We start from the raw sequence: 19,502 nt of genomic DNA on the forward strand, positions 1-19,502 counted from the left end.
TGTATTAAACATCCAACTCGCCGCTTCTCTCTGCACCACCGAAATATTTGCCTGCAGGGCCACTGAACAGCCTTGGCTCAGATAAGCACAAAAAAGGGAACACCGGTAATACATCCTTGCGGCTGAAATCCGTGCTTGCACCGCTCACTGAGGCCGGAGCCGAGACGGAACTGGTTGAACTGGCAGGGACTGAAATACGCGGGTGTATGGTCTGCTATGTTTGTTTTTTGTGAACGAAAATAATCTGCAAGGCACCAGAAGGCAACCAGGCCGCAGCCCCGAGTACCACCAGGGCGTACAGCACCCAGTGGGGAACTCTGAACAACAAACGCGCCACGAGGTGGAAGATGTCACCTTTGATGGCCATCTTTGAAGCCCGGGCGGAGTATTTGACGAACTTTATAGCCCCGACCTTATCCAGCACGCGCAGGCCGCTCCGGCCAAAGGTCGCGGCCAGCTGGATGGTATCTTTGCCTAGTGTTTCGGCATGGTGTGCGGTATTGACAACCAGATCGCCGCCAAGACGATACAACGTGGCGCTGTTGAAAGAGAATATTTCGGCAAAGATGGCCATGCGTTTGAGTGAGACGGCATCCCTGGTCGTGCTCAGCAGCGTGAAACCGCCGCGCGTTTTAGCCAGCATATTGACATCCCCGAGGAGGTCGGTGACGGCACCGAGGCTTTTGGTTTCCCTGGTGGTTTTGCCGGCTTTGATGATCGTCTTGCCAAGCCAGGGCGGCAATTTACCGAGTCTGCAAGCGGTCTTAAGGACCACAAGGCCGCTTTTTGCCGCTGTGGTACCGGCTACGGTCGGCGCGGCTGCGCCTCCGGTTGCAACCGTCCCCACCCCGCTGGCTATCTGCGCACCGGTGGCTATAACACCAAGGGAGGCCAGGGCAACCATCACTTTGTCGGTTTCCTCGCCTTGAGCGAGCTTACCGCCCTGCACCGCCAGATCGCGTAGATCACCGATAACCAAAAAATCGCTCATCACCCCCGCCACTTGCCCAATGGTCTCGTCGCTCGTACCGGCGAACAGCCCCTCGGCGAGTTTGCCGGCTTGATAGTCAAACTTTCCGCGTCTCTTTGCTATCTGTTGATGAAGCGCCTGGGCCTCGGGGTTCTCATTGATGTATGCATAATCCATGAAAAAGCCAAGGTAGTCGGCGGCCTCGGCATAGTGTTCTTCGGCGATCATTGCGCGGACATCCGGCAGCGGATCCGTGCGGTTTAAGGCGAGCACGGCGAGTTGCGACTGTTGCAGGAGTACAGCCGCAGCAACAGCGGCAAGCAACAGGATGCCGAGTTTAATGGAAAGTTTGATCATTGATCATTCAAACATTATATCGACCGACCTGAAAGCATTCCAAAATACCTCCGGAGCGCCATTTCTGATTTTGATCGGATAATCGGGTTGGCAGGCTGCTCTTCTTCGCAGTCTTTAACCAGCCACAGGGGCTGCACGGCTACTCCTTTTCCTGCTCCATCCAGATACAAAACACCTTGTAGCAGATAGAGAGTACCACGGCTCCGGTGAACAGGCCGATGATGCCCGAGGCGACCATCCCGCCTATAGCACCGATCAGGATAACCGGCATGGGAATATCCAGGCCCCGGCCCATAAACAGCGGTTTGAGGAGGTTGTCGCTCAGCCCAGATAGTAACATCCATACAGTGAAGATCACGGCCGGCGTCGTTTCGTAACTGGTGAATGCATAGAGTATGAGAGGAAGTACAACGAGCACTGCGGGGAGCTGGGCGATTGCCAGGAAGAGTATTACGGCAGACCAGATGGCAGCACCGGGAATGCCCAAGGCAAAAATGCCTATGGCACACAGCGTCGCCTGTATGAGAGCTACACCCACCACGCCCTGCAGCACATTTCGCACCGTGGCAACGCAGAGGGAGTCCCACTCACCGCCGGGTTTTTCTCCGGCCAATCGCACAAACAGGCGATGAGCTCCGCGGCTGGAAGCCTCTGCGTAGGTCATGAACACCCCGGCGATAATCAGTGAAACAATAAACATCAAGATGCCGACCAAGCCATTTCCCAGGGTAGAAGCAGCATTGGCGGCCACTGACTTAAGACGGGGGGCGACCTGTTGCAGGGTTTCCTGAAAATTTTCGTGAGCGAGCGACCAGCTCGCATAGACCTTGTCACCCACCAGTGGCCAGTCTGCGACTGATTCATCAGGGCTTGGTATCTGCAGCCCTCCGCTCTGGATTTGATCGCTGACAGATTTTGCGGCTTTCAGTAAGGATTCGGTAATCTGGTAGCAGGGCACGACCAGGACAAGGATCATGAACAGAGTCAGCAGAGTTGCCGCCAGCCCCCGGCGCCCTCCCAAAAATCCCTCGATTCGTTTGGTCAGTGGGAAGGCCGCAATAGCAATGATGCCGCCCCAGACCAACGGAATTATGAATGGCCGAATGATGTTATACGTCAGCGCAAGCAGGACGAATATAAGGCCAATACGCAGGGCAGATTCCACCATATTGCGCACAAACAGCTTGTCGAAGCCGATATCCTTTGCTTCCATGTCCATCGCGTTATTCTCCTGCAAATAAGTAAGAAGCCAATTAAAACAAATAGTATCAACCGGTATTGTCAGGAAATAACGGATATTTTTCTTAACATGCTTTTACAGGGAGAAGACGTCGGCCAAAAACGACCGGTTAATGATCATAGGTAACCTCTCGCACCTTTCGTGTCTTCTCCGCTGCCTCGAAAACCTCTGCAATTTCCGGTTCGCTGAGAGGGAGTGCGTAGAACTTAAGACCGTCCGGCATGCCAACCACCGGCGACTGTATTATTGCATCACAATGCGAACAGATTACCACGGAAACAAGGTGGCCATCCATCAATTTAATTTGGAAACCCGCACCAAAGTAATGCTCGTACTCCATTGATTTTTGCTTCCAGGATTCAAGACATTGCGAGGGGGGAACAAAAGCCTCCAGATATGGAGCAACTACTTCCGGACGCAATCTGGCGAATGAAACAGGCGATGCTTCTGCACCCAATTTGACCAATGTCCGCATAACACGGGAGGGGTGTAAGCACCGGACGACAAGCGAGTGGGGGAGGAAGTGTCGTCCTCCGGTGTTACACCCGGCAGGGTATTTCTCTGCTCAGCTCTTCTCGCTGCCGATAAAACGGTAGATTACAGCGCCAAGGATACCGCCAATGATTGGAGCCACCCAGAAAAGCCACAGCTGGGTAATTGCCCAATCTCCAGCAAACACGGCAACCGCCGTACTACGCGCAGGATTCACCGAGGTGTTTGTAACCGGGATGCTGATCAAGTGGATGAGAGTCAGGCATAAGCCAATTGCAATAGGCGCGAACCCTTGTGGCGCACGGTGGTCGGTGGCGCCAAGAATGACCAGAAGAAACATCATGGTCATGACCACTTCGGTAATCAATGCGGCCAGCAGACTATATCCGCCCGGAGAATGAGCACCGTAGCCGTTTGAGGCAAAACCTGCTGATACCTCAAAGCCCACCTTGCCACTGGCAATGAGATACAGCACCCCCCCTGCTGCGACACCGCCGAGGACCTGGGCAACGATGTAGGGGAGCAGCTCTTTTGCCGGAAAACGACCGCCGGCCCAGAGACCAAAAGAAACTGCCGGGTTGAGGTGGCAGCCTGAGATGTGGCCGATGGCGAAGGCCATGGTCAGCACGGTCAGGCCAAATGCCAGTGATACACCAAGAAGCCCGATCCCAACCTCTGGAAACGCAGCAGCTAAAACCGCACTGCCGCAACCTCCTAGAACCAGCCAGAACGTTCCGAAAAACTCTGCACCATACTTGTTCATAACTTTCTCCTTTGATTGGTTATTATCATGATTTCTTGTTTTTTAGGAATGAATTTCGTGAAGGTACTTATCCCGGCTTATTTCCCGTTTACCGGGGTTAGGCCGCATTGCCCTCAGAACTCAGAGAGTTTCCGGCCCCTCCCCCCTCGCCGGATCGGTCGAAAGTGATCTGCAGCTTATATTCTCCGCCTTCGACTCCGCTGTCGATGGTGAAGCCAATTTTTTCGCCCAGGGCGAGCATATTTATATTCTCCTGCAGGACAATGCCATGGACCTGTTCAAAACCACGTTGTTCAGCAATAAGCAGGCATTTTTGCAGCAGGGCGGAACCAATGCCTTTACCCTGCCAGGCGTCACTGACCAGCACGGCAAATTCCCCCTTCCTGCGGTCCGGATCACCAATAATCCTCGCCACCCCAAGAATTCTTTCATTTCCCTTATCCTCATCAATGGCCACCAGGGCAATTTCCCGGTCGTAATCAATCTGGGTAAAACTTGCCAGCATCTCCGATGGCAGCTCTTTCATGACGCCGAAAAATCTATAATAAATACTCGTCGGCGACAATTCCTTGAACAGATTGATAAACAGCGGTGCATCTTCCGGTTTCACCGGCCGGACGAAAAGAGGAACGCCGCTTTCGGTGACCAGGTGGTATTCATTTTCGCCGGGATAGGGGCTGATCACCAGATGCAATGGCGAAGAAACCGTTGTTACCGACACCAGCAGGCGGGCATCAACCACCATGGGGTTGCCATCTTTGATCATGACCGGATTCATGTCCAGTTCGGCAAGCTGCGGAAAATCAATCAACAGCTGTGACAAACGGATGATCATCTCCTCAAGTTGTTCGAAATCAGCCGGAGGACGGTTTCGATACCCCTGCAGCAGCCCATAGGCCTTCGTTTCCTGCATCAGCCGCCGGGCAAGCAGCCTGTTCATCGGCGGCAATCCGAGTGCACGGTCCTGGAGGATTTCGGTGAAAATTCCCCCGAGACCGAAAAGGATCACCGGGCCAAAATCGGCGTCCCGTTTTGCCCCGAGCAAAATTTCAAAATCACCATTGGCCAGGTAAGGTTGAATCGTCACCCCCTCGATTCGGGCATGTGGCTTATATTGCCGGGCAGAGGCGATAATCTGCTGAAACGCTCGGCGAACCTCCGCATCGTTTCTCAGATCGAGACAGACCCCCCCGGCATCGGTCTTATGGCTGATATCCGGGGAGCAGAGTTTCATAACCACGGGATAGCCCATATCGCCGCTCAATCGCGATGCCGCCTCTTCAGTTTCCGCCAGCCGGGTGTTGATCATCGGCAGACCGTAGGCGGCTAGCAGGGCATAAACGTCCGAGTGGGCGAGAAATCCTTCCTCGGGCAGCGCGGCCAGAATCTTTTTTGCTTGGTCGTGGTCTACGGCCATATTCCGGGTCAATTTCGGCGGTACCTCCAGCAGAATTTCCTGATTTCTGGCAAAGATCACCAAATACAGAAAGGCGAGGATTGCCCTTTCCGGTGTTGCAAAGGTCGGAATGTCAAACCCATTGAGAATTTCCACCGCATGTTCAATACTTTTTCCGCCCATCCAACAGGAAAACATCGGCAATTGCGCACCTTTCAGCGCTTCGACCAGAGCGCCGGCAACCGTCATTGCGTCAGCCAGCGCCTGGGGAGCAAGAATGACCAGAATCGCATCAAAATTTCGCGAACGGATGCAGATATCCAGCACCTGACGAAATCTCTTCGCCGGGGCATCGCCGAGGATGTCGATGGGATTACTCCTGCTCCAATACGAAGGCAGGATGGTATCCAGCGCTTTCACGGTTTCCGGATAAAGCGGGACGGGCTCATGGCCATGGGAGGCAAGAAAATCGGCCGCCATCACCCCCGGTCCGCCGCCATTGGTAATTATTGCCAACCGCTGACCGCGGGGACGGGGCTGCTTGGCCATCAGCTCGGCACAATCAAAGAGCGCCTCGATGGTGTCCACCCGAACGACACCCGCCCGCTTGAATGCAGCGTCATAGACGGCGTCTTCTCCGGCCATGGCCCCGGTATGCGAAGCAGCGGCCTTGGCTCCAGCCGAACTCTTGCCCGCCTTGAGGACGATAATTGGTTTCACCCGAGACACGGCACGGGCCGCACTCATGAATTTTCGGAAATTTGTTACATTCTCGATATAGAGCAGGATACTTTTTACCGAAGGATCATTGCCGAAATAATTAATAATATCGCCGAAATCAACATCGACCATGGAGCCGGTACTGACAAAACTGCTGAAACCGATACGTTCCTTGAACGCCAGATCAAGAAGCGCGGAACAGATTGCCCCACTCTGCGAGACAAAGGCCAGACTGCCCACCGGAGGCATCCCCGAGACGAAGGACGCATTGAGTTTTTCCTTCGGCCGTATCATGCCGAGGCAATTCGGTCCGATAATACGAAAGCCGGTAGCACGAACCAGGGCATCGATTTTCTTTTCAATCTCTATGCCCGATTCGCCAACCTCTTTTCCACCGGCGGAGATGACGATCGCCCCGCCTATCTTTCTCTCCACACACTCCTCGATAATCTCGGGTACACTATGAATCGGGGTGGCAATGATCGCCAGGTCGACGCCGCTGTCCAATTCGGCCACGGACCTGTATGCCGGATAGCCGTAAACATTGCGGTGTTTCATATTCACCGGAAAAATCCGGCCGGGAAACCCGCCGTGAAGAAGGTTCACCATCAAGGCATTGCCGATTGATCCCGTTCTTTCACTTGCACCGACCACCGCCACCTGCCGCGGCTTCATGATACGGTCCAGATTATATTGTCCCATGTGGCGACTCCTTTTACAGATCACTTTTTTTCCAGAAAATTCTCCTTCGAAGCTGGGTTCCTTCTAACAATACCGCTAGCGCATAAGTATGCCTGCCCTTCCTGGAAAAAAATCGTTTATCACTGTGTAAATTATCCTGACACCTGTTGCACACCCTGCGCTTGATGAAGCAGTCCAGCGGAGGGGTATTTTCCTGTTAATTCCTTAAAATTGCACATACATGCAAGTAATGCGCTCATCGAAAAAGGTTTGGCAAAAAAAGAGTCGGCCCCCCGGCGGCGGGCTTCAACCTCACATTCCGCATCACAACTGCCTGTCATCATTATTATTTTAGTCTTACGATTACATTTTTTCACTTTTTCAATAACATCGAATCCGCTTGTCCGTCCCATCTGTAGATCGGTGATAACCAGATGAAAATCCTGCGTATCCAACACCTTGGCAGCCTGACTTCCATCAGTTGCCCGGGTAACATTGTAACCGCATCTATCAAGGAATATTTCTAATAAATCCAGCATCATTTGATCATCATCGACTATCAGGATTTCCGGTACCATATTTTTCCGCCCCCTCTTTTTTTCGTCAAAGTACAATTGCACCAATTGTTTCTGTCGCCGGTAAGAGAGTAGCAAGAAGCGTGCCCCAGTAAATCATAACAATCAAAGGAATTATACCTTGTTTCAAAAAAGAGAGACAATATAATAGTAGAAGGACAAATATTAGGACAGGGCCAATCGGATAATTTTTCAAGGGGGCGGTTGTATAAAGATGCCTCACCTAATCCGGTAAGATGGCAATAAGCCAGGATTTTTTTCAAAATGTCCGCGGAGGATGTGTTATGACGCAAAAAAAAATAGTCGTCGCGGTTGATGGTTCAAAACATTCCGACAAGGTCATTGACACGGCAATAGAATATGCAAAACTGCTGACGGCGAAGGTGATACTTGTCCATTGCCATAAAAAATTTCCCACTATTGTAGGGGAACCCCTGCGCAACGAGGCCATTGTCAGCACCCTGCGTAAAGCCGAGACTACGATTGCCCCCTATACCAAACGCCTGAGCGAAGCAGACATTGATTATGAAGAACGATTAATGGAAGAACCAGCCGGATCGGTCATCCCCGATGTGGCCAGGATTGAAAAATGTGACTTGATCATCGTCGGCTCCAGAGGACGCACCAACCTTGAAGGACTTCTTCTCGGCAGTGTCACAAACCGGGTACTGCATACAACCTCCTGCTCGGTTCTGGTGGTGAAGTAAATGTAAACGTTCTCCGGCACGGCAGCTACTTGAGGTTGAGAGGGCCGAAATGGCGCATCTGCCCGATTATCCAGTCAATGCGACTGCGAATGTAGGAACTTGGCGGATGTGCCCGGTATTCGCGCGGGTTGGGCAACACAGCGGCAAGAGCTGCCGCCTGTGTTTTGGAAAGATTTTTGGCGTTCTTGTTAAAATAATGCTGCGAGGCTGCTTCAGCGCCATAAATGCCGTTGCCCATTTCGATACTGTTCAGATACACCTCGAGAATGCGTTCTTTACTCCAGGCAAGTTCGATAAGAACGGTAAAATAGACCTCTAGACCTTTACGCAGCCAGCTCCTGCCTGGCCACAGAAAAACATTTTTTGCAGTCTGCTGAGAAATAGTGCTGGCGCCCCGCAGCCGTTTTGTACCTTTCTGGGCAGCGTCAAGCGAACGTTCGATAGCCTTGAAGTCAAAGCCGAAATGATCCATGAAATTCTGATCTTCACTGCAAATGACCGCCAGAGAGAGATTTTTGGAAATTGCCTCAATCGATACCCAGCTGTGCTGCAATTGCAGCTTCTTCCCTGCCGCCAGCTGCTCTGCCGCACGGATCAGCATCAGCGGGGTAACATAGACCGGAAAAAACCGGAATAACAGGACAAAACAAAGAGATACGCCCAAAAATACCCCGGCACATTTCCACAGAAAGCGATATATTTTTTTCCCCACCGTCATTTTCCGACCCGATCAAACGAAGAAAGCTTCTTTGAGGTGAGTGGTCTGTTCCTGGTTGTCCACCAGCCAATCAAACCAACCGGTTATGGCCTTGTTTTTCAAGGGAACAGCAAAACCATGCCAGCAGGCCTGAACATCAGGAAGAGAGGTATGCACTGCCGTCAAGATATCATTTTCTTCAAGTAAATCCTGGTTGCAGCCGTAAAACGACAACACATCGGCAAGCTGGATAACCTGGGCAAACGCTTTCTCGCTTCCCGCCTCGCCAGGACGATGATGGTAGGCAACCGCCGAGATGAGGTTTTCCGGGAACAACCATTTTCTTAAAAGTCGACCACCGAGCATATCATGGGTGAAGGAAAACATCCGCAGCTCTTCGTCGAGACTGTCTTCATTGCTCAAGGTAGTCATCCAACGTTCCGGTGCATACTCATCGGCAAAGGTTTGCAACATGATCAGTTTACCAAGGTCATGCAGCAGCCCTCCCATGAAGGCGACGTCGGGGTTCATCCGTTGATCCCGGGCGATATTCCCGGCGACCAGGGCGCAGACAAAAGATTGCTGCCAGAATCGGCCAATCACCGGTCTGTGCCGCCCGGCTAACTTGCTGAAGGAGTTGATGAGTGCCTTGGACAGGGCAATTCTCTGCACTTCGTTAAAGCCGAGGGCTACCACTGCCATCTTTATGCAATCAATCTTCCGGGGACGCCCGAACAGGACGGAGTTGGCGATCTTAAGCACCGTCAGGCACAGCGACTGGTCGAAGTGAAGGGTCTCGACAACATCCTGCACGGAACATTCAGGGTCGCTGGTAATGCGCATTAAGCGCGTTACCGTTGCCGGGAGAACCGGAAAGGAGTCAATATGTTGGTTGATCAGTTCGGATCTTGTCGGTTGCATCTGCTGGTCTCAAAAGAAGTTTCTCTTGGCAAAACCCACGACAGGCCTTCCTCTTCCCAAGACACTGATGGTACACCACCTGCAATATGCACACTACAACAATCAACGCGCCTTTGTCTGATGGCCTGCAAAAAATCGGCGTCGGGAGAATTCCAAGGCCAACTGACGGTCAGGCTGCCCGTCGACCCACCGGGGGGCAGGGAAACATAGGTTTATCCGGCGGTTGTTCATGGTCATCCGGCAGACAAGGAATCTGCGGCGTGGTTAAGGCGAGTATTATACCAACCTTCAGCAAGGCCTGCCGCAGAGCCATGTTTATCGGCAGGCGCACTGTCCCCAACGCCGGATGCAGGGTAGTTATGCGCAAACCGGCATCAACGAAAAGGGGCATGGGGCTTTCGGTAGCATCGATTTTCACAGTGGCCGGCCCACCACTGGCCTGTTCCTTCATGACCCGACACCTTGCCAGCCGGGGTATTCCCTGACGATCGGGGTTGCCGGCAAAACCAAAGAGTCGGCAGACCACCGGCCGACACCGATACTGGGTACATCCCCAGAGTTTCGCCTCGGTGTAGTCGGGGCGGTAGAGGACACAGCCTCTTTCCAGGCCGGTTTTCTCGATCCGTTTCAGAATCAGTTCGGCCTGCAGGGAACGAAACAACGCAAATGCCAGGGGAATACACTCCAGCACCGTTGCCTCCACCTGTTCAGACAAACAGCAATGACCGCAGCCCTCCGGACAACACAGCCCAGTCCGGGCGGCAAATCCCGCCACCGCCGTATCCAAAACCCGATACACCTCCAGAACCTGGAACTCCAACTCCTGCAGCATAGATATGTCAACCGTTGCAAAGGTAAATTGTGAAAAAGCCCCGAAGATTTTCGGGAAAGAATGTCTGACACATGGCGTCAGAGAAGAGGGGTGGATGATAACATGGTTCCAGCGAAAAACACAAGACCAATCGCAGCCTCGGCATCGACACATCCGGCAGCACATTTTTTTGTTACTGTATGAATAAATGCTGGTTTTTCCCTGGCAGTATTGTAAATGAGACTCTATCAATTAAACAAAAGGACCAGGTTATGGCGAACAGTACGAATGAGACAACCAACCAGACATTTCAGACCGGCCGGGTAATGCTGTTGTCAATTTGTCATTTTATCCATGACATTTATTCAAGCTTTCTCGCGCCCCTGTTGCCTTTTATCATTGAAAAATTCTCGCTGTCGCTGACCCAGGCAGGGCTGCTTTCCACCGTCATGCAGATACCTGCGCTGCTCAATCCGTACATTGGCCAGCTCGCTGATCGCATCAGCGTCAGATACTTCATCATCCTGGCCCCGATGCTCACCGCCGTGCCCATGTCGCTTCTTGGCCTTGCGCCGCATTACGGCGTGGTGATGGTCCTGCTTTTTTTTACCGGCATCAGTGTGTCTCTGTTTCACGTGCCCGCCCCGGTGATGGTGTACCGCGTGGCCGGGAACAAAACAGGCAGGGGAATGAGTTTTTATATGACCGGGGGCGAACTCGCCCGGACTATCGGACCGATTGTCATCATCGCCGTGGTTTCCCTGTTGGGCTTTGATGGCTACTACCCGGTAATGCTCATTGGTATTCTTGCGTCGGTGGTGATGTTTATCAAATTTAAAGATATCCCTCTGGCGGTAAAACAGCGTGAAACCCCGTCCATCCGGAAAACCTGTCGGGAAATGAAAGGAGTACTCGGTCCCCTCTCGGCAATTGTCTTTTTCCGCGGCTTCATGCATGCGTCTCTCGGCACTTTTCTTCCTTTGTACATTATCCAAACGACCAACGATCTCTGGCTTGCAGGAATTTCTCTCTCTGTCTACGAAGCGGCCGGGGTCGCTGGAATCTTGACAATCGGCACACTCAGCGATCATTTCGGCAGGAAAAAAATGCTGCTCTTTTGTCTGGTTGTCGCGCCGATCGCCCTTTTACTCTTTATCCACACCTCCGGTTGGCTCCAGTTCCCGTTCCTGATTCTCACCGGCTTTTCCCTGCTTTCGACAACACCGGTAATGCTGGCCATGATACAGGAATTTTCAGAGAATGGTTCTTCCTCGGCAAATGGCCTATTTATGATGATAAGCTTTCTCGCCCGATCGGCAGTCGTCGTCCTGGTCGGTTTTGTCGCCGACCAGATCGGTCTTGAAAAAACCTACACCCTCTGTGCCATAGTCGGTTTTCTCGGTATCCCCTTCGTTTTGACGATCAAGAAAGGGAACAGCGAAAAGCTGATAAAAGAACCCCAGACGTTGCCTTAATGTGTTGTTTTCAGCCTTGCAGCAATCCACCGAACCTTGGACCGTCACCGGTCAGCCCCTCGGCGAAGGTGATGGTTTTCCCTGTTGCCACGCCTTCATTATAGGTGCCACCGTAGACCTTCGGTCCAGGTCTTGATATCTTTCTCAGTCTGGGAAAGCGCAGGCCGACGAAAATTTCCAGCCGCTTTTCCTCAGCGACAATGAGATCGCCCACCCTGGGCTCAATGCGCGGATCCTCCTTGCCCATTTTCTGCTCCTGCAGTTTCTGGTGAAAGCCGCGCAGCAGGCCAAGATAGTAGCTGTTTTTCTCGGTTCTGACCGACCCTTTGAACCGTTTTCTGTTCAAGGACCAGAGCGAGGCCAGTCGATTTTCCAGGAAATGATAGCAATATTCGGCAATGGCCACATTTTCTCTCGTGCCTAAAAGCTCAATGGTCTTATAGGTATCATTGGCGAGCGGATCATACAGACTGGACAACACCACCCTGACAAAGAAAAAATCATGCAGGATCGTGCAGATACGCCGATGATAGCCCTCTATTCGTTTTCTTTTCCGATTGATTATAGCAAAACCATAACGGTGCTGCTGTTCGCAGTCGAGCTCCCGGATATGGTATTTCTCCAGCAGCTCATTGGCCTTCTGCATGGCCAGTGCGGCCTCGTGTTCATTGGACGACTGGGAAAGGGCCAGGAGTTTTTCCACCCGGGCCAGACATTCCCGTCCTTCTGCGGAGATTTTTCCTCCTCCGCCGGCCTGCTCCACCGTCTCGACCATGACCACGCCCGCACGACGATATTCCGGCAGCACACCGAGGAGCTCACAGGCCTGCTGGAAAGCCTCCCCATGGGGAGCACTGACAATGCCGAACTGTTCGCTGCAGAGCTGGTGGGCCATTTCATGCTTTAACACCTGCATGGTCACCGCCCAGGAATAATTAAGGATCAAATGACGACTGAGACGCAGGGTTCGCAGGTCAGGACTCCAGGCGCCCAGCTCTTTTTTCGTCTCGGAGATCTCAAAGACCGGCATGCGTAACCGCAGGCCATAACTCATGCAGATTTCTTCAAACTCAAGCTGCAGCTGCTGCAGCCAGAGGTGCTGCAGTTTTTCCATGTTTATATTGCCGCTCATAGATGTCCTTTGTTGGTGGCCAATATCTGTGGTGAAAATTAATCAGCAGCACCATAGCGCCCATTTGCGCCGGTGACAAGTCCATCCATTCGGTTTTGCTGATATTGGCTTGCTATTACCCTTGTTGCCGCTATAGTAGATGTATTAAAATAATTTTGTCGTTTATGACCATTTGATCTTATAATCTATCTGTTATACGGGACAATTTCTTGACATACTACTCCTGACCAGACTGTTTTCACCCAAAGGTTTCACAATGAAAAAGCTCTTTATCCTCTTAGTTCTGTTGACCCTGTCGGCCTGTGCCACCAGCCCCACCGGGCGCTCGCAGCTGATGCTCGTTTCCCCCGAACAGGCTATCAGCTCTTCCCGCGAGGCATATGTGCAAACCCTTCTGCCTCTGGAAAAAGAAGGTAAGATCGACTCCAACCCGATAACCTCGAAACGGATCAGACTCATCACCGGGCGGATCATCGCCCAGGCGATACAAATCTATCCGCATACACGGAACTGGGATTGGAGTATCAAGGTTATCGATGATCCGGAAATGGTCAATGCCTGGTGTATGGCCGGAGGCAAGATGGCAATTTATACCGGACTGATTGAAAAGCTGCAGGCCACCGACGATGAGATCGCCCAGGTTATGGGCCATGAAATATCCCACGCGCTGGCCAATCATACCGCGGAACGGATGTCCGTTGCCCTTGCCACGCAGCTTGGCCTTTCCGGGGTGGCTATTGCCACTGGAAATAATCAATACAAAGGCGCCATCCTGAGCGGCACCTCCCTGGCCGCGGCAACAGCCATAACCCTGCCAAACAGCAGAAGCTCCGAAACCGAAGCAGACCGGATGGGTATCGAGCTGGCGGCGCGGGCCGGCTATGATCCCCGTGCCGCGGCAACACTGTGGCAGAAAATGGCCAAGGTCGGTGGCAGCGGGCCGCCACAATTCCTCAGCACCCACCCCTCTCCGGCAAATCGCCAGGGAACACTCAATGCACTCGCCGGACAGATGATGAGCTATTACCTCGATCCATCGCCGCGTCCGGTCTATCAACTGCAATAATTGCAGTTACCAAACCTTTAATGTGTTGGTAGGAACTCGATTTTCATCACCTTCGATCTCTTCGTGTAATGCATATAGCAACAACCCACAAAAACACCGACTTCGACGGCCTGGCCTCGGTTATCGCCGCAACTCTTCTCTATCCCGGCTGCATTGGCGTGGTCCCAAAAATGACCAACAGGAATGTCGAACAATTTCTTTCCACACATAAGACGGCCTTCAATCTCATTTTGCCCCACGAAGTGGTGCACGACGAGGTAAAAAAGTTGATCGTCGTTGATACCAACCAGTGGCAGCGACTCGATCGACTGGAAAAACTGGCTGCTCGGCACGACCTGGAGATTGATCTCTGGGACCACCATATGATGGGGAACAGCGACATCAAGGCAACCTGGTCCTGCAGGGAACAGATCGGCTCAACGGTGACGCTTCTCATTCGCGAGATGCAAAGGCGCGGCATGACACTCACCCCGCTCGACTCCACCGTCATGCTCATCGGGCTTTACGAGGACACAGGGCATCTCTCCTACCCTTCAACGACTGCGGAAGATGCCCGGGCTGCGGCCTATCTCCTCGACAATCGGGCGGACCTGAATGTTGCCGCTTTCTTCCTCAACCCGCCCTATGAAGAGAACCAAAAGGAAATTCTCTTTGAGATGATGAAGGAGACGGACAAAGTTACCATCAACGGCAACACCGTCGGCTTCAACTGTATCGATCTGGATAAAAAAGTAACCGATCTGGCGGCAATCGTCAGTATGTACCGGAAGATTGTCAATGTCGATGCTCTTTTTGTTATTTTTACCAGTGACAACAGGAATACCATCATTGGTCGCAGCGGTTCGGAAAAGATCCATATCGGCGCGGCGCTGGCCGGCCTCGGTGGCGGTGGACATGCCGGCGCCGGCTCGGCAACGGTAAAAACCAGCGCCATGTCAACGCAGCAGATCAAGGAACGAATTGTTGCCGCCCTCATGGCCGACAGGACGGAAAGCATCCGCATCTCCGATATCATGTCCTTTCCGGTCATCTCCGTGCCGCCGGTAACGCCTATGCGAGACGTGCAGAACTTGATGGCCAAAAAAAAGATTCGCGGAATTATGGTCATGGAAGATGATACAATCCATGGCATAATTGTCCTGTGGGATCTCAAACGGATAAAAAAGCAAGAGCATTGGGACAGCCCGGTCAAAGCCTTCATGTCCAGAAACATTATTACCATCGAACCGGGCGCCGCCCCATCGATTGCCGCCGGGCTGATGATTGAAAATGATATCGGTTATCTTCCCGTGGTCGAAAACAACAAAGTGATCGGTATTGTTACCCGGACGGATATTCTTACCTACTATTACGATCTGCTGCCGGAGTAGTCTGAACAGCGGTTCTGCACCCGCAGGAATATCGACCGCGAGGGCAGAACTGTTCAATGCGCGAAGAAGGGAGCAAAAAAAATATTGACTTCGGCGGGACGTTCTGCTAAAAAACACTTCCTTTCAAGAATAAATGAGCGGGAATAACTCAGTGGTAGAGTGCAACCTTGCCAAGGTTGACGTCGCGAGTTCGAATCTCGTTTCCCGCTCCATTTTTTCTTTCCTTCCTTTGCAAATCCATTAACTCACCTGTTTGAAACAGATACGTTTCACTTCCTCGAAGGTCGAAACAAAGTGCGGGGTAATGCCTTCCTTGATATGCTCAGGGAGCATGTCGAAATCTTCCTGATTATCCTTAGGCAAAATAACATCCTGCACCTTGGCCCGTTTCGAGGCGATCATCTTTTCCTTTACCCCGCCGATCGGCATAACCAGGCCACTGAGCGTCAACTCCCCGGTCATGGCGATGTTCGGCCGTATCGCCTGATTCATGACCATTGAGTAGATCGAGCAGGCCATGGTGATCCCGGCCGACGGCCCATCTTTCGGCGTTGCCCCGGCCGGCACATGCAGATGCACGAGGTTCTTGTTGAAGAACTCAATTCCCTTGCTGTTTTCTTTCATCAGGGACCGGACATAACTATAGGCGATTTCAGACGATTCTACCATAACCTTGCCCAGCTGACCGGTCTGTTTGAAGCCGGCCTGCCCCGTGGGAATGGCGATAGATTCAATATGCAAGGTTGTTCCGCCCATGCTGGTAAAGGCAAGTCCGGTGATAACCCCGACTCGAGGTTTGGTGAAGGCCTGTTCTTCGGAGAAGACCCGCTTACCGAGCAGCTCCTTCAATTCATCTTTGTGAATACGGATATTCTGCTCCGGATTTTCAATGATCTTGTTCACCGATTTTCTGAGAATTTTTTTGATACAATTCTCCAGACCACGCACTCCCGCCTCACGGGCATAGCCATCGGCGATTGCCCCGATCAGCCCTTTTGACAGGGTGATCTGTTTCGAGGTCAAACCATGTTCTTTCAGTTGCTTCGGGATAAGATGCCTCCTGGCAATTTCCACCTTTTCTTCAAGAATATAACCCGGCAACTCAATACTCTCCATTCTGTCCATCAGCGGCGGAGGGATGGTGTCCAGCTGGTTGGCCGTACAGATAAAGAAGATTTTCGACAGATCAAAACGCACATCGAGATAATGATCAAGAAAATCACGATTCTGTTCCGGGTCGAGCACCTCGAGGAGGGCCGAAGCGGGATCACCGTGAAAGCTGGCGCCGATCTTATCGATCTCATCGAGCATGATAACCGGGTTGGCCGTCTTACAGGTTTTTATGGCCTGGATGAATTTTCCGGGCATGGCGCCGATGTAGGTTCGACGATGCCCTTTTATTTCCGCCTCATCGCGCATGCCGCCAAGGGAAAAGCGAAAAAATTCCCGCCCGAGACTCTGCGCAACCGACCTGCCTATCGAGGTCTTGCCGACACCCGGTGGGCCCTGCAGGAGCAGTATTGTTCCGGACAAATCCCCTTTTATCACGCCGACGGAGATCAGTTCCAGAATCCGATTTTTGACATCTTCAAGACCATAATGGTCCCGGTCAAGAATTCTCGCCGCCTTCTTCTGATCATAACTGTCCTTTGAGTAGACGCCCCAGGGAAGAATGGTCAGCCAGTCGAGATAGGTCCGTGTGACGTTAAATTCCGGGGAAGAAGTGCCAAGAAGCTTCAGCTTTTCCATCTCCTCCTCTATCTTGGCTCTCGTTTCATCCGGAAGGACAAGTTTTTTCAGCCGGTTTTGATATTTTTCCAGTTCAGCCTGAGTATCATCTTTTGCCAGGCCCAGCTCTTTTTTTATCTCCTGCAGTTGCTGCTTCAGGAAAAACTCCCGTTGCTGCTTGGACAATTGCTCCTCAATCCGCTTGGATATCTTGGCCTTCAATTTGGAAATTTCCACCTCGTTTTTCAGGAGAATCAGTACTCTTTCCAGCCGTTCGCGTATCTTCTGTGTCTCGAGAATTTTTTGGATTTCCGTCCCGGAAGAGGTGGTCATCGATGCGGCAAAATCGGCCAAGGATCCGGGATCACTGAGATTGATCCGCTCAATGAGCAGACTCAGACCCTCTTTAAACAAGGGGTTCATATTGACCAACTCCTTGATGCAATCGATAATCGCCACCGAATAGGCTTTCAGTTCATCGGTGTTTTCCTCTATATTCTCAAACCAGTAGTTCACCTCGGCAGTAAAAATGGAATCGGTTTTCATCATGGCGATGATATCGAATCGTTCCAGAGCCTGCACCAGTACCTGCAGGGGCTCCCCTGGTTTGAAAGGTGACACCTGGATCACTCTGGCTACTGACCCTATCTTAAAAAAATCGTCGCCACTCTCTGCGGCATGGGCAAGACCATCTTCTTTCGGCTTTTGCAGGACAAGGCCAAAATAGAGCGGGGTATTCTGGTTGACGTGTTTCATTACCGCCTGCTGCAGAACCATGTCGTCAATAATCACCGGCCCCATCATCTTCGGAAACATCGGCCGGTCATGCAGCGGAATGATCATCAACCTCTCCGGCAACAGATCTTTCGCCAATACTAACGATTTTGAAGATTCATTTTCCTTTTCATCCCCGGGAGATTCTATGCCGTCAGGGGTCAAAACAGTTGTTTCTTCTGCCATTCTTTCTCTCCTGTTATTTTTTAGCTGGATTAAAAAAAATCTTTCTACAGCATAATCATTGATTGAGCTTCAGTGAGCGTACATTCGTACCTTTCAGATTATTTTCTATCATTTCTTCATTAAATGATAAAGACAATCATTAGCACCTTAAAGCAAGTAATTTTCCTTACTATTCGGGGTAATAATCTAGGTCGACTGACGACAGGAGTCAATCCGCCCCATCGATCATTGATCTCTGAGAAAGCGGTATTATTCTAGTCAGAGATGCTCTGATGCCACCTGTCGCCGGGAAAACGATGTCGAGTCCGGTGCACAGAAATATTTCCCAACCTCTTTGCAGAAAGAAAAACAACGACATAACTTTTCATAAACCCGTAAAAAACAGGATTTCACGATGACGTACCCAATCCATAAAGTGACACTCGAGGAAGAATTTAAAATCTGCCCCCTGTGCAATTACCCAGACGGCTTTCATTCGATGCTGCAACGCGACGGGGAGGAGACGCGGTGGTTATTCATCTGTCCCTCCTGCCATGAAGTTTTCGATATCGGCCGTACCCTGAAAGAAAACTGACCGAGGTGTAATGGATATAATAGATGCCCTCTGCCTGCGTAAATCCACCCGGGCCTTTCTCGATAAACCGGTCAGCAAGGAGAAAATTGTCAATATTCTGCAGGCTGCTCGTCATGCCCCATCGGGAGCCAATGCCCAGCCATGGCAGGTGGCCGTTGTCACCGGCAAAAAAAAGGACGAACTGACCAGGGCCATGGAAAACGCCTTCCGCAAACAAGGCATGGGTACCATGGACTATCTGTATTACCCGGTCGAATGGCATGAACCATACAAACAGCGGCGGGTCGCCTGTGGCGCCCAGCTGTATGGTGCCCTGAACATAGATCGTCGGGACAAGGCCAGAAGAAGAGAGCAATGGATTGCCAATTACCGCGCTTTTGGCGCGCCGGTCATGCTGTTTTTTTTCCTTGATCCGGCAATGCAAAAAGGGTCTTGTCTGGATTACGGCATGTTTCTGCAGTCGATTATGCTGGCTGCTCTGGCAGAGGATCTGGCCACCTGTCCCCAGGCTGCCCTCGGTCAATATTCGGATCTGGTTAAGGATGCACTCGGCTACAGCCGGGATACTGTCCTGCTCTGCGGTATGTCCCTTGGCTATGAGGATACGAAAGCTCCGGTCAACAGCTACCGGACGCCAAGGGAGGAGGTGCAAAACTTTACCACGTTTTTTGACTGACCCCGGTAAACGGGAAACAAGCCGGGATAAGTGTTTTGGGACAACTCTTCCTCTGCTTCGTTGTTGTTACAATTTTTTTTTAATATTACGACGTACTCTAGTACGCCGAAATAATAAAAAATCTTACGCCTCGCCTATGAAATTTTTTCTGAGCCATGTTGAAATTCGACTTTTTGCGAGTTTATCTTTCT

Annotated in this window: 17 protein-coding genes and 1 tRNA gene; 7 read left to right on the plus strand and 11 right to left on the minus strand. The window is 51.7% G+C overall.

Going from position 1 to position 19,502, the window contains the following annotated elements:
• Positions 1 to 214: 214 nt before the first annotated feature.
• The 6 genes from ACYQ8U_RS00855 to ACYQ8U_RS00880 form a co-directional block, all read right to left on the minus strand.
• Positions 215 to 1,327: a hypothetical protein gene (locus ACYQ8U_RS00855; RefSeq protein ID WP_459943608.1), complete on the minus strand. Its 1,113-nt coding sequence runs from the start codon at positions 1,325 to 1,327 to the stop codon at positions 215 to 217.
• Positions 1,328 to 1,466: 139 nt separating this feature from the next.
• Positions 1,467 to 2,546: an AI-2E family transporter gene (locus ACYQ8U_RS00860; protein ID WP_459943609.1), complete on the minus strand. Its 1,080-nt coding sequence runs from the start codon at positions 2,544 to 2,546 to the stop codon at positions 1,467 to 1,469.
• A gap of 130 nt (positions 2,547 to 2,676) precedes the next feature.
• Positions 2,677 to 3,024 carry a hypothetical protein gene (locus ACYQ8U_RS00865; protein ID WP_459943610.1) on the minus strand — a complete coding sequence of 116 codons (348 nt, stop codon included), beginning with the start codon at positions 3,022 to 3,024 and terminating at the stop codon, positions 2,677 to 2,679.
• A 108-nt stretch (positions 3,025 to 3,132) separates the two neighbouring features.
• Positions 3,133 to 3,822: an aquaporin Z gene (gene aqpZ, locus ACYQ8U_RS00870; RefSeq protein WP_459943611.1), complete on the minus strand. Its 690-nt coding sequence runs from the start codon at positions 3,820 to 3,822 to the stop codon at positions 3,133 to 3,135.
• A gap of 97 nt (positions 3,823 to 3,919) precedes the next feature.
• Positions 3,920 to 6,640: a bifunctional acetate--CoA ligase family protein/GNAT family N-acetyltransferase gene (locus ACYQ8U_RS00875; protein ID WP_459943612.1), complete on the minus strand. Its 2,721-nt coding sequence runs from the start codon at positions 6,638 to 6,640 to the stop codon at positions 3,920 to 3,922.
• 131 nt (positions 6,641 to 6,771) lie between these two features.
• Positions 6,772 to 7,197: a response regulator gene (locus tag ACYQ8U_RS00880; protein ID WP_459943613.1), complete on the minus strand. Its 426-nt coding sequence runs from the start codon at positions 7,195 to 7,197 to the stop codon at positions 6,772 to 6,774.
• Positions 7,198 to 7,478: 281 nt separating this feature from the next.
• Between ACYQ8U_RS00880 and ACYQ8U_RS00885 the strand changes: the two genes are divergently transcribed.
• The gene (locus tag ACYQ8U_RS00885; protein ID WP_459943614.1) at positions 7,479 to 7,901 is read left to right on the plus strand and encodes a universal stress protein; all 423 of its coding nucleotides are present in this window, start codon (positions 7,479 to 7,481) and stop codon (positions 7,899 to 7,901) included.
• Positions 7,902 to 7,926: 25 nt separating this feature from the next.
• On the opposite strand, the gene mtgA is transcribed toward ACYQ8U_RS00885, so the two are convergent.
• The 3 genes from mtgA to ACYQ8U_RS00900 all read right to left on the minus strand — a co-directional run bounded on the left by mtgA (position 7,927) and on the right by ACYQ8U_RS00900 (position 10,351).
• Positions 7,927 to 8,613: a monofunctional biosynthetic peptidoglycan transglycosylase gene (gene mtgA, locus ACYQ8U_RS00890; protein WP_459943615.1), complete on the minus strand. Its 687-nt coding sequence runs from the start codon at positions 8,611 to 8,613 to the stop codon at positions 7,927 to 7,929.
• Positions 8,614 to 8,631: 18 nt separating this feature from the next.
• Positions 8,632 to 9,519, minus strand: coding sequence for an HDOD domain-containing protein (locus ACYQ8U_RS00895; RefSeq protein WP_459943616.1), 888 nt, complete (start codon positions 9,517 to 9,519; stop codon positions 8,632 to 8,634).
• Positions 9,520 to 9,688: 169 nt separating this feature from the next.
• Positions 9,689 to 10,351 (minus strand): hypothetical protein, encoded by a 663-nt coding sequence (locus tag ACYQ8U_RS00900; RefSeq protein WP_459943617.1) that lies wholly within the window; start codon positions 10,349 to 10,351, stop codon positions 9,689 to 9,691.
• 251 nt (positions 10,352 to 10,602) lie between these two features.
• Between ACYQ8U_RS00900 and ACYQ8U_RS00905 the strand changes: the two genes are divergently transcribed.
• Positions 10,603 to 11,805, plus strand: coding sequence for an MFS transporter (locus tag ACYQ8U_RS00905; protein ID WP_459943618.1), 1,203 nt, complete (start codon positions 10,603 to 10,605; stop codon positions 11,803 to 11,805).
• 10 nt (positions 11,806 to 11,815) lie between these two features.
• On the opposite strand, the gene ACYQ8U_RS00910 is transcribed toward ACYQ8U_RS00905, so the two are convergent.
• The gene (locus ACYQ8U_RS00910; protein WP_459943619.1) at positions 11,816 to 12,937 is read right to left on the minus strand and encodes a SprT-like domain-containing protein; all 1,122 of its coding nucleotides are present in this window, start codon (positions 12,935 to 12,937) and stop codon (positions 11,816 to 11,818) included.
• Between the two features lie 256 nt (positions 12,938 to 13,193).
• Here ACYQ8U_RS00910 and ACYQ8U_RS00915 point away from each other — a divergent pair, with 256 nt between their 5' ends.
• The 3 genes from ACYQ8U_RS00915 to ACYQ8U_RS00925 all read left to right on the plus strand — a co-directional run bounded on the left by ACYQ8U_RS00915 (position 13,194) and on the right by ACYQ8U_RS00925 (position 15,585).
• Positions 13,194 to 14,003 (plus strand): M48 family metallopeptidase, encoded by an 810-nt coding sequence (locus ACYQ8U_RS00915; RefSeq protein WP_459943620.1) that lies wholly within the window; start codon positions 13,194 to 13,196, stop codon positions 14,001 to 14,003.
• Positions 14,004 to 14,071: 68 nt separating this feature from the next.
• Complete coding sequence (locus ACYQ8U_RS00920; RefSeq protein WP_459943621.1) at positions 14,072 to 15,373, plus strand: CBS domain-containing protein; 1,302 nt, start codon at positions 14,072 to 14,074, stop codon at positions 15,371 to 15,373.
• Between the two features lie 137 nt (positions 15,374 to 15,510).
• A tRNA-Gly gene (locus ACYQ8U_RS00925) sits at positions 15,511 to 15,585 on the plus strand.
• Positions 15,586 to 15,613: 28 nt separating this feature from the next.
• On the opposite strand, the gene lon is transcribed toward ACYQ8U_RS00925, so the two are convergent.
• Positions 15,614 to 18,061, minus strand: a complete 2,448-nt coding sequence (gene lon / locus ACYQ8U_RS00930; RefSeq protein ID WP_459943622.1) for an endopeptidase La — start codon at positions 18,059 to 18,061, stop codon at positions 15,614 to 15,616.
• Positions 18,062 to 18,455: 394 nt separating this feature from the next.
• Here lon and ACYQ8U_RS00935 point away from each other — a divergent pair, with 394 nt between their 5' ends.
• Positions 18,456 to 18,635 carry a hypothetical protein gene (locus tag ACYQ8U_RS00935; RefSeq protein WP_459943623.1) on the plus strand — a complete coding sequence of 60 codons (180 nt, stop codon included), beginning with the start codon at positions 18,456 to 18,458 and terminating at the stop codon, positions 18,633 to 18,635.
• Between the two features lie 10 nt (positions 18,636 to 18,645).
• A complete protein-coding gene (locus tag ACYQ8U_RS00940) occupies positions 18,646 to 19,311 on the plus strand; it encodes a nitroreductase (RefSeq protein ID WP_459943624.1) in 666 nt (221 codons plus the stop codon).
• The last annotated feature ends 191 nt before the right edge of the window (positions 19,312 to 19,502 follow it).

It is taken from the genome of Desulfocastanea catecholica (genome assembly GCF_054657295.1).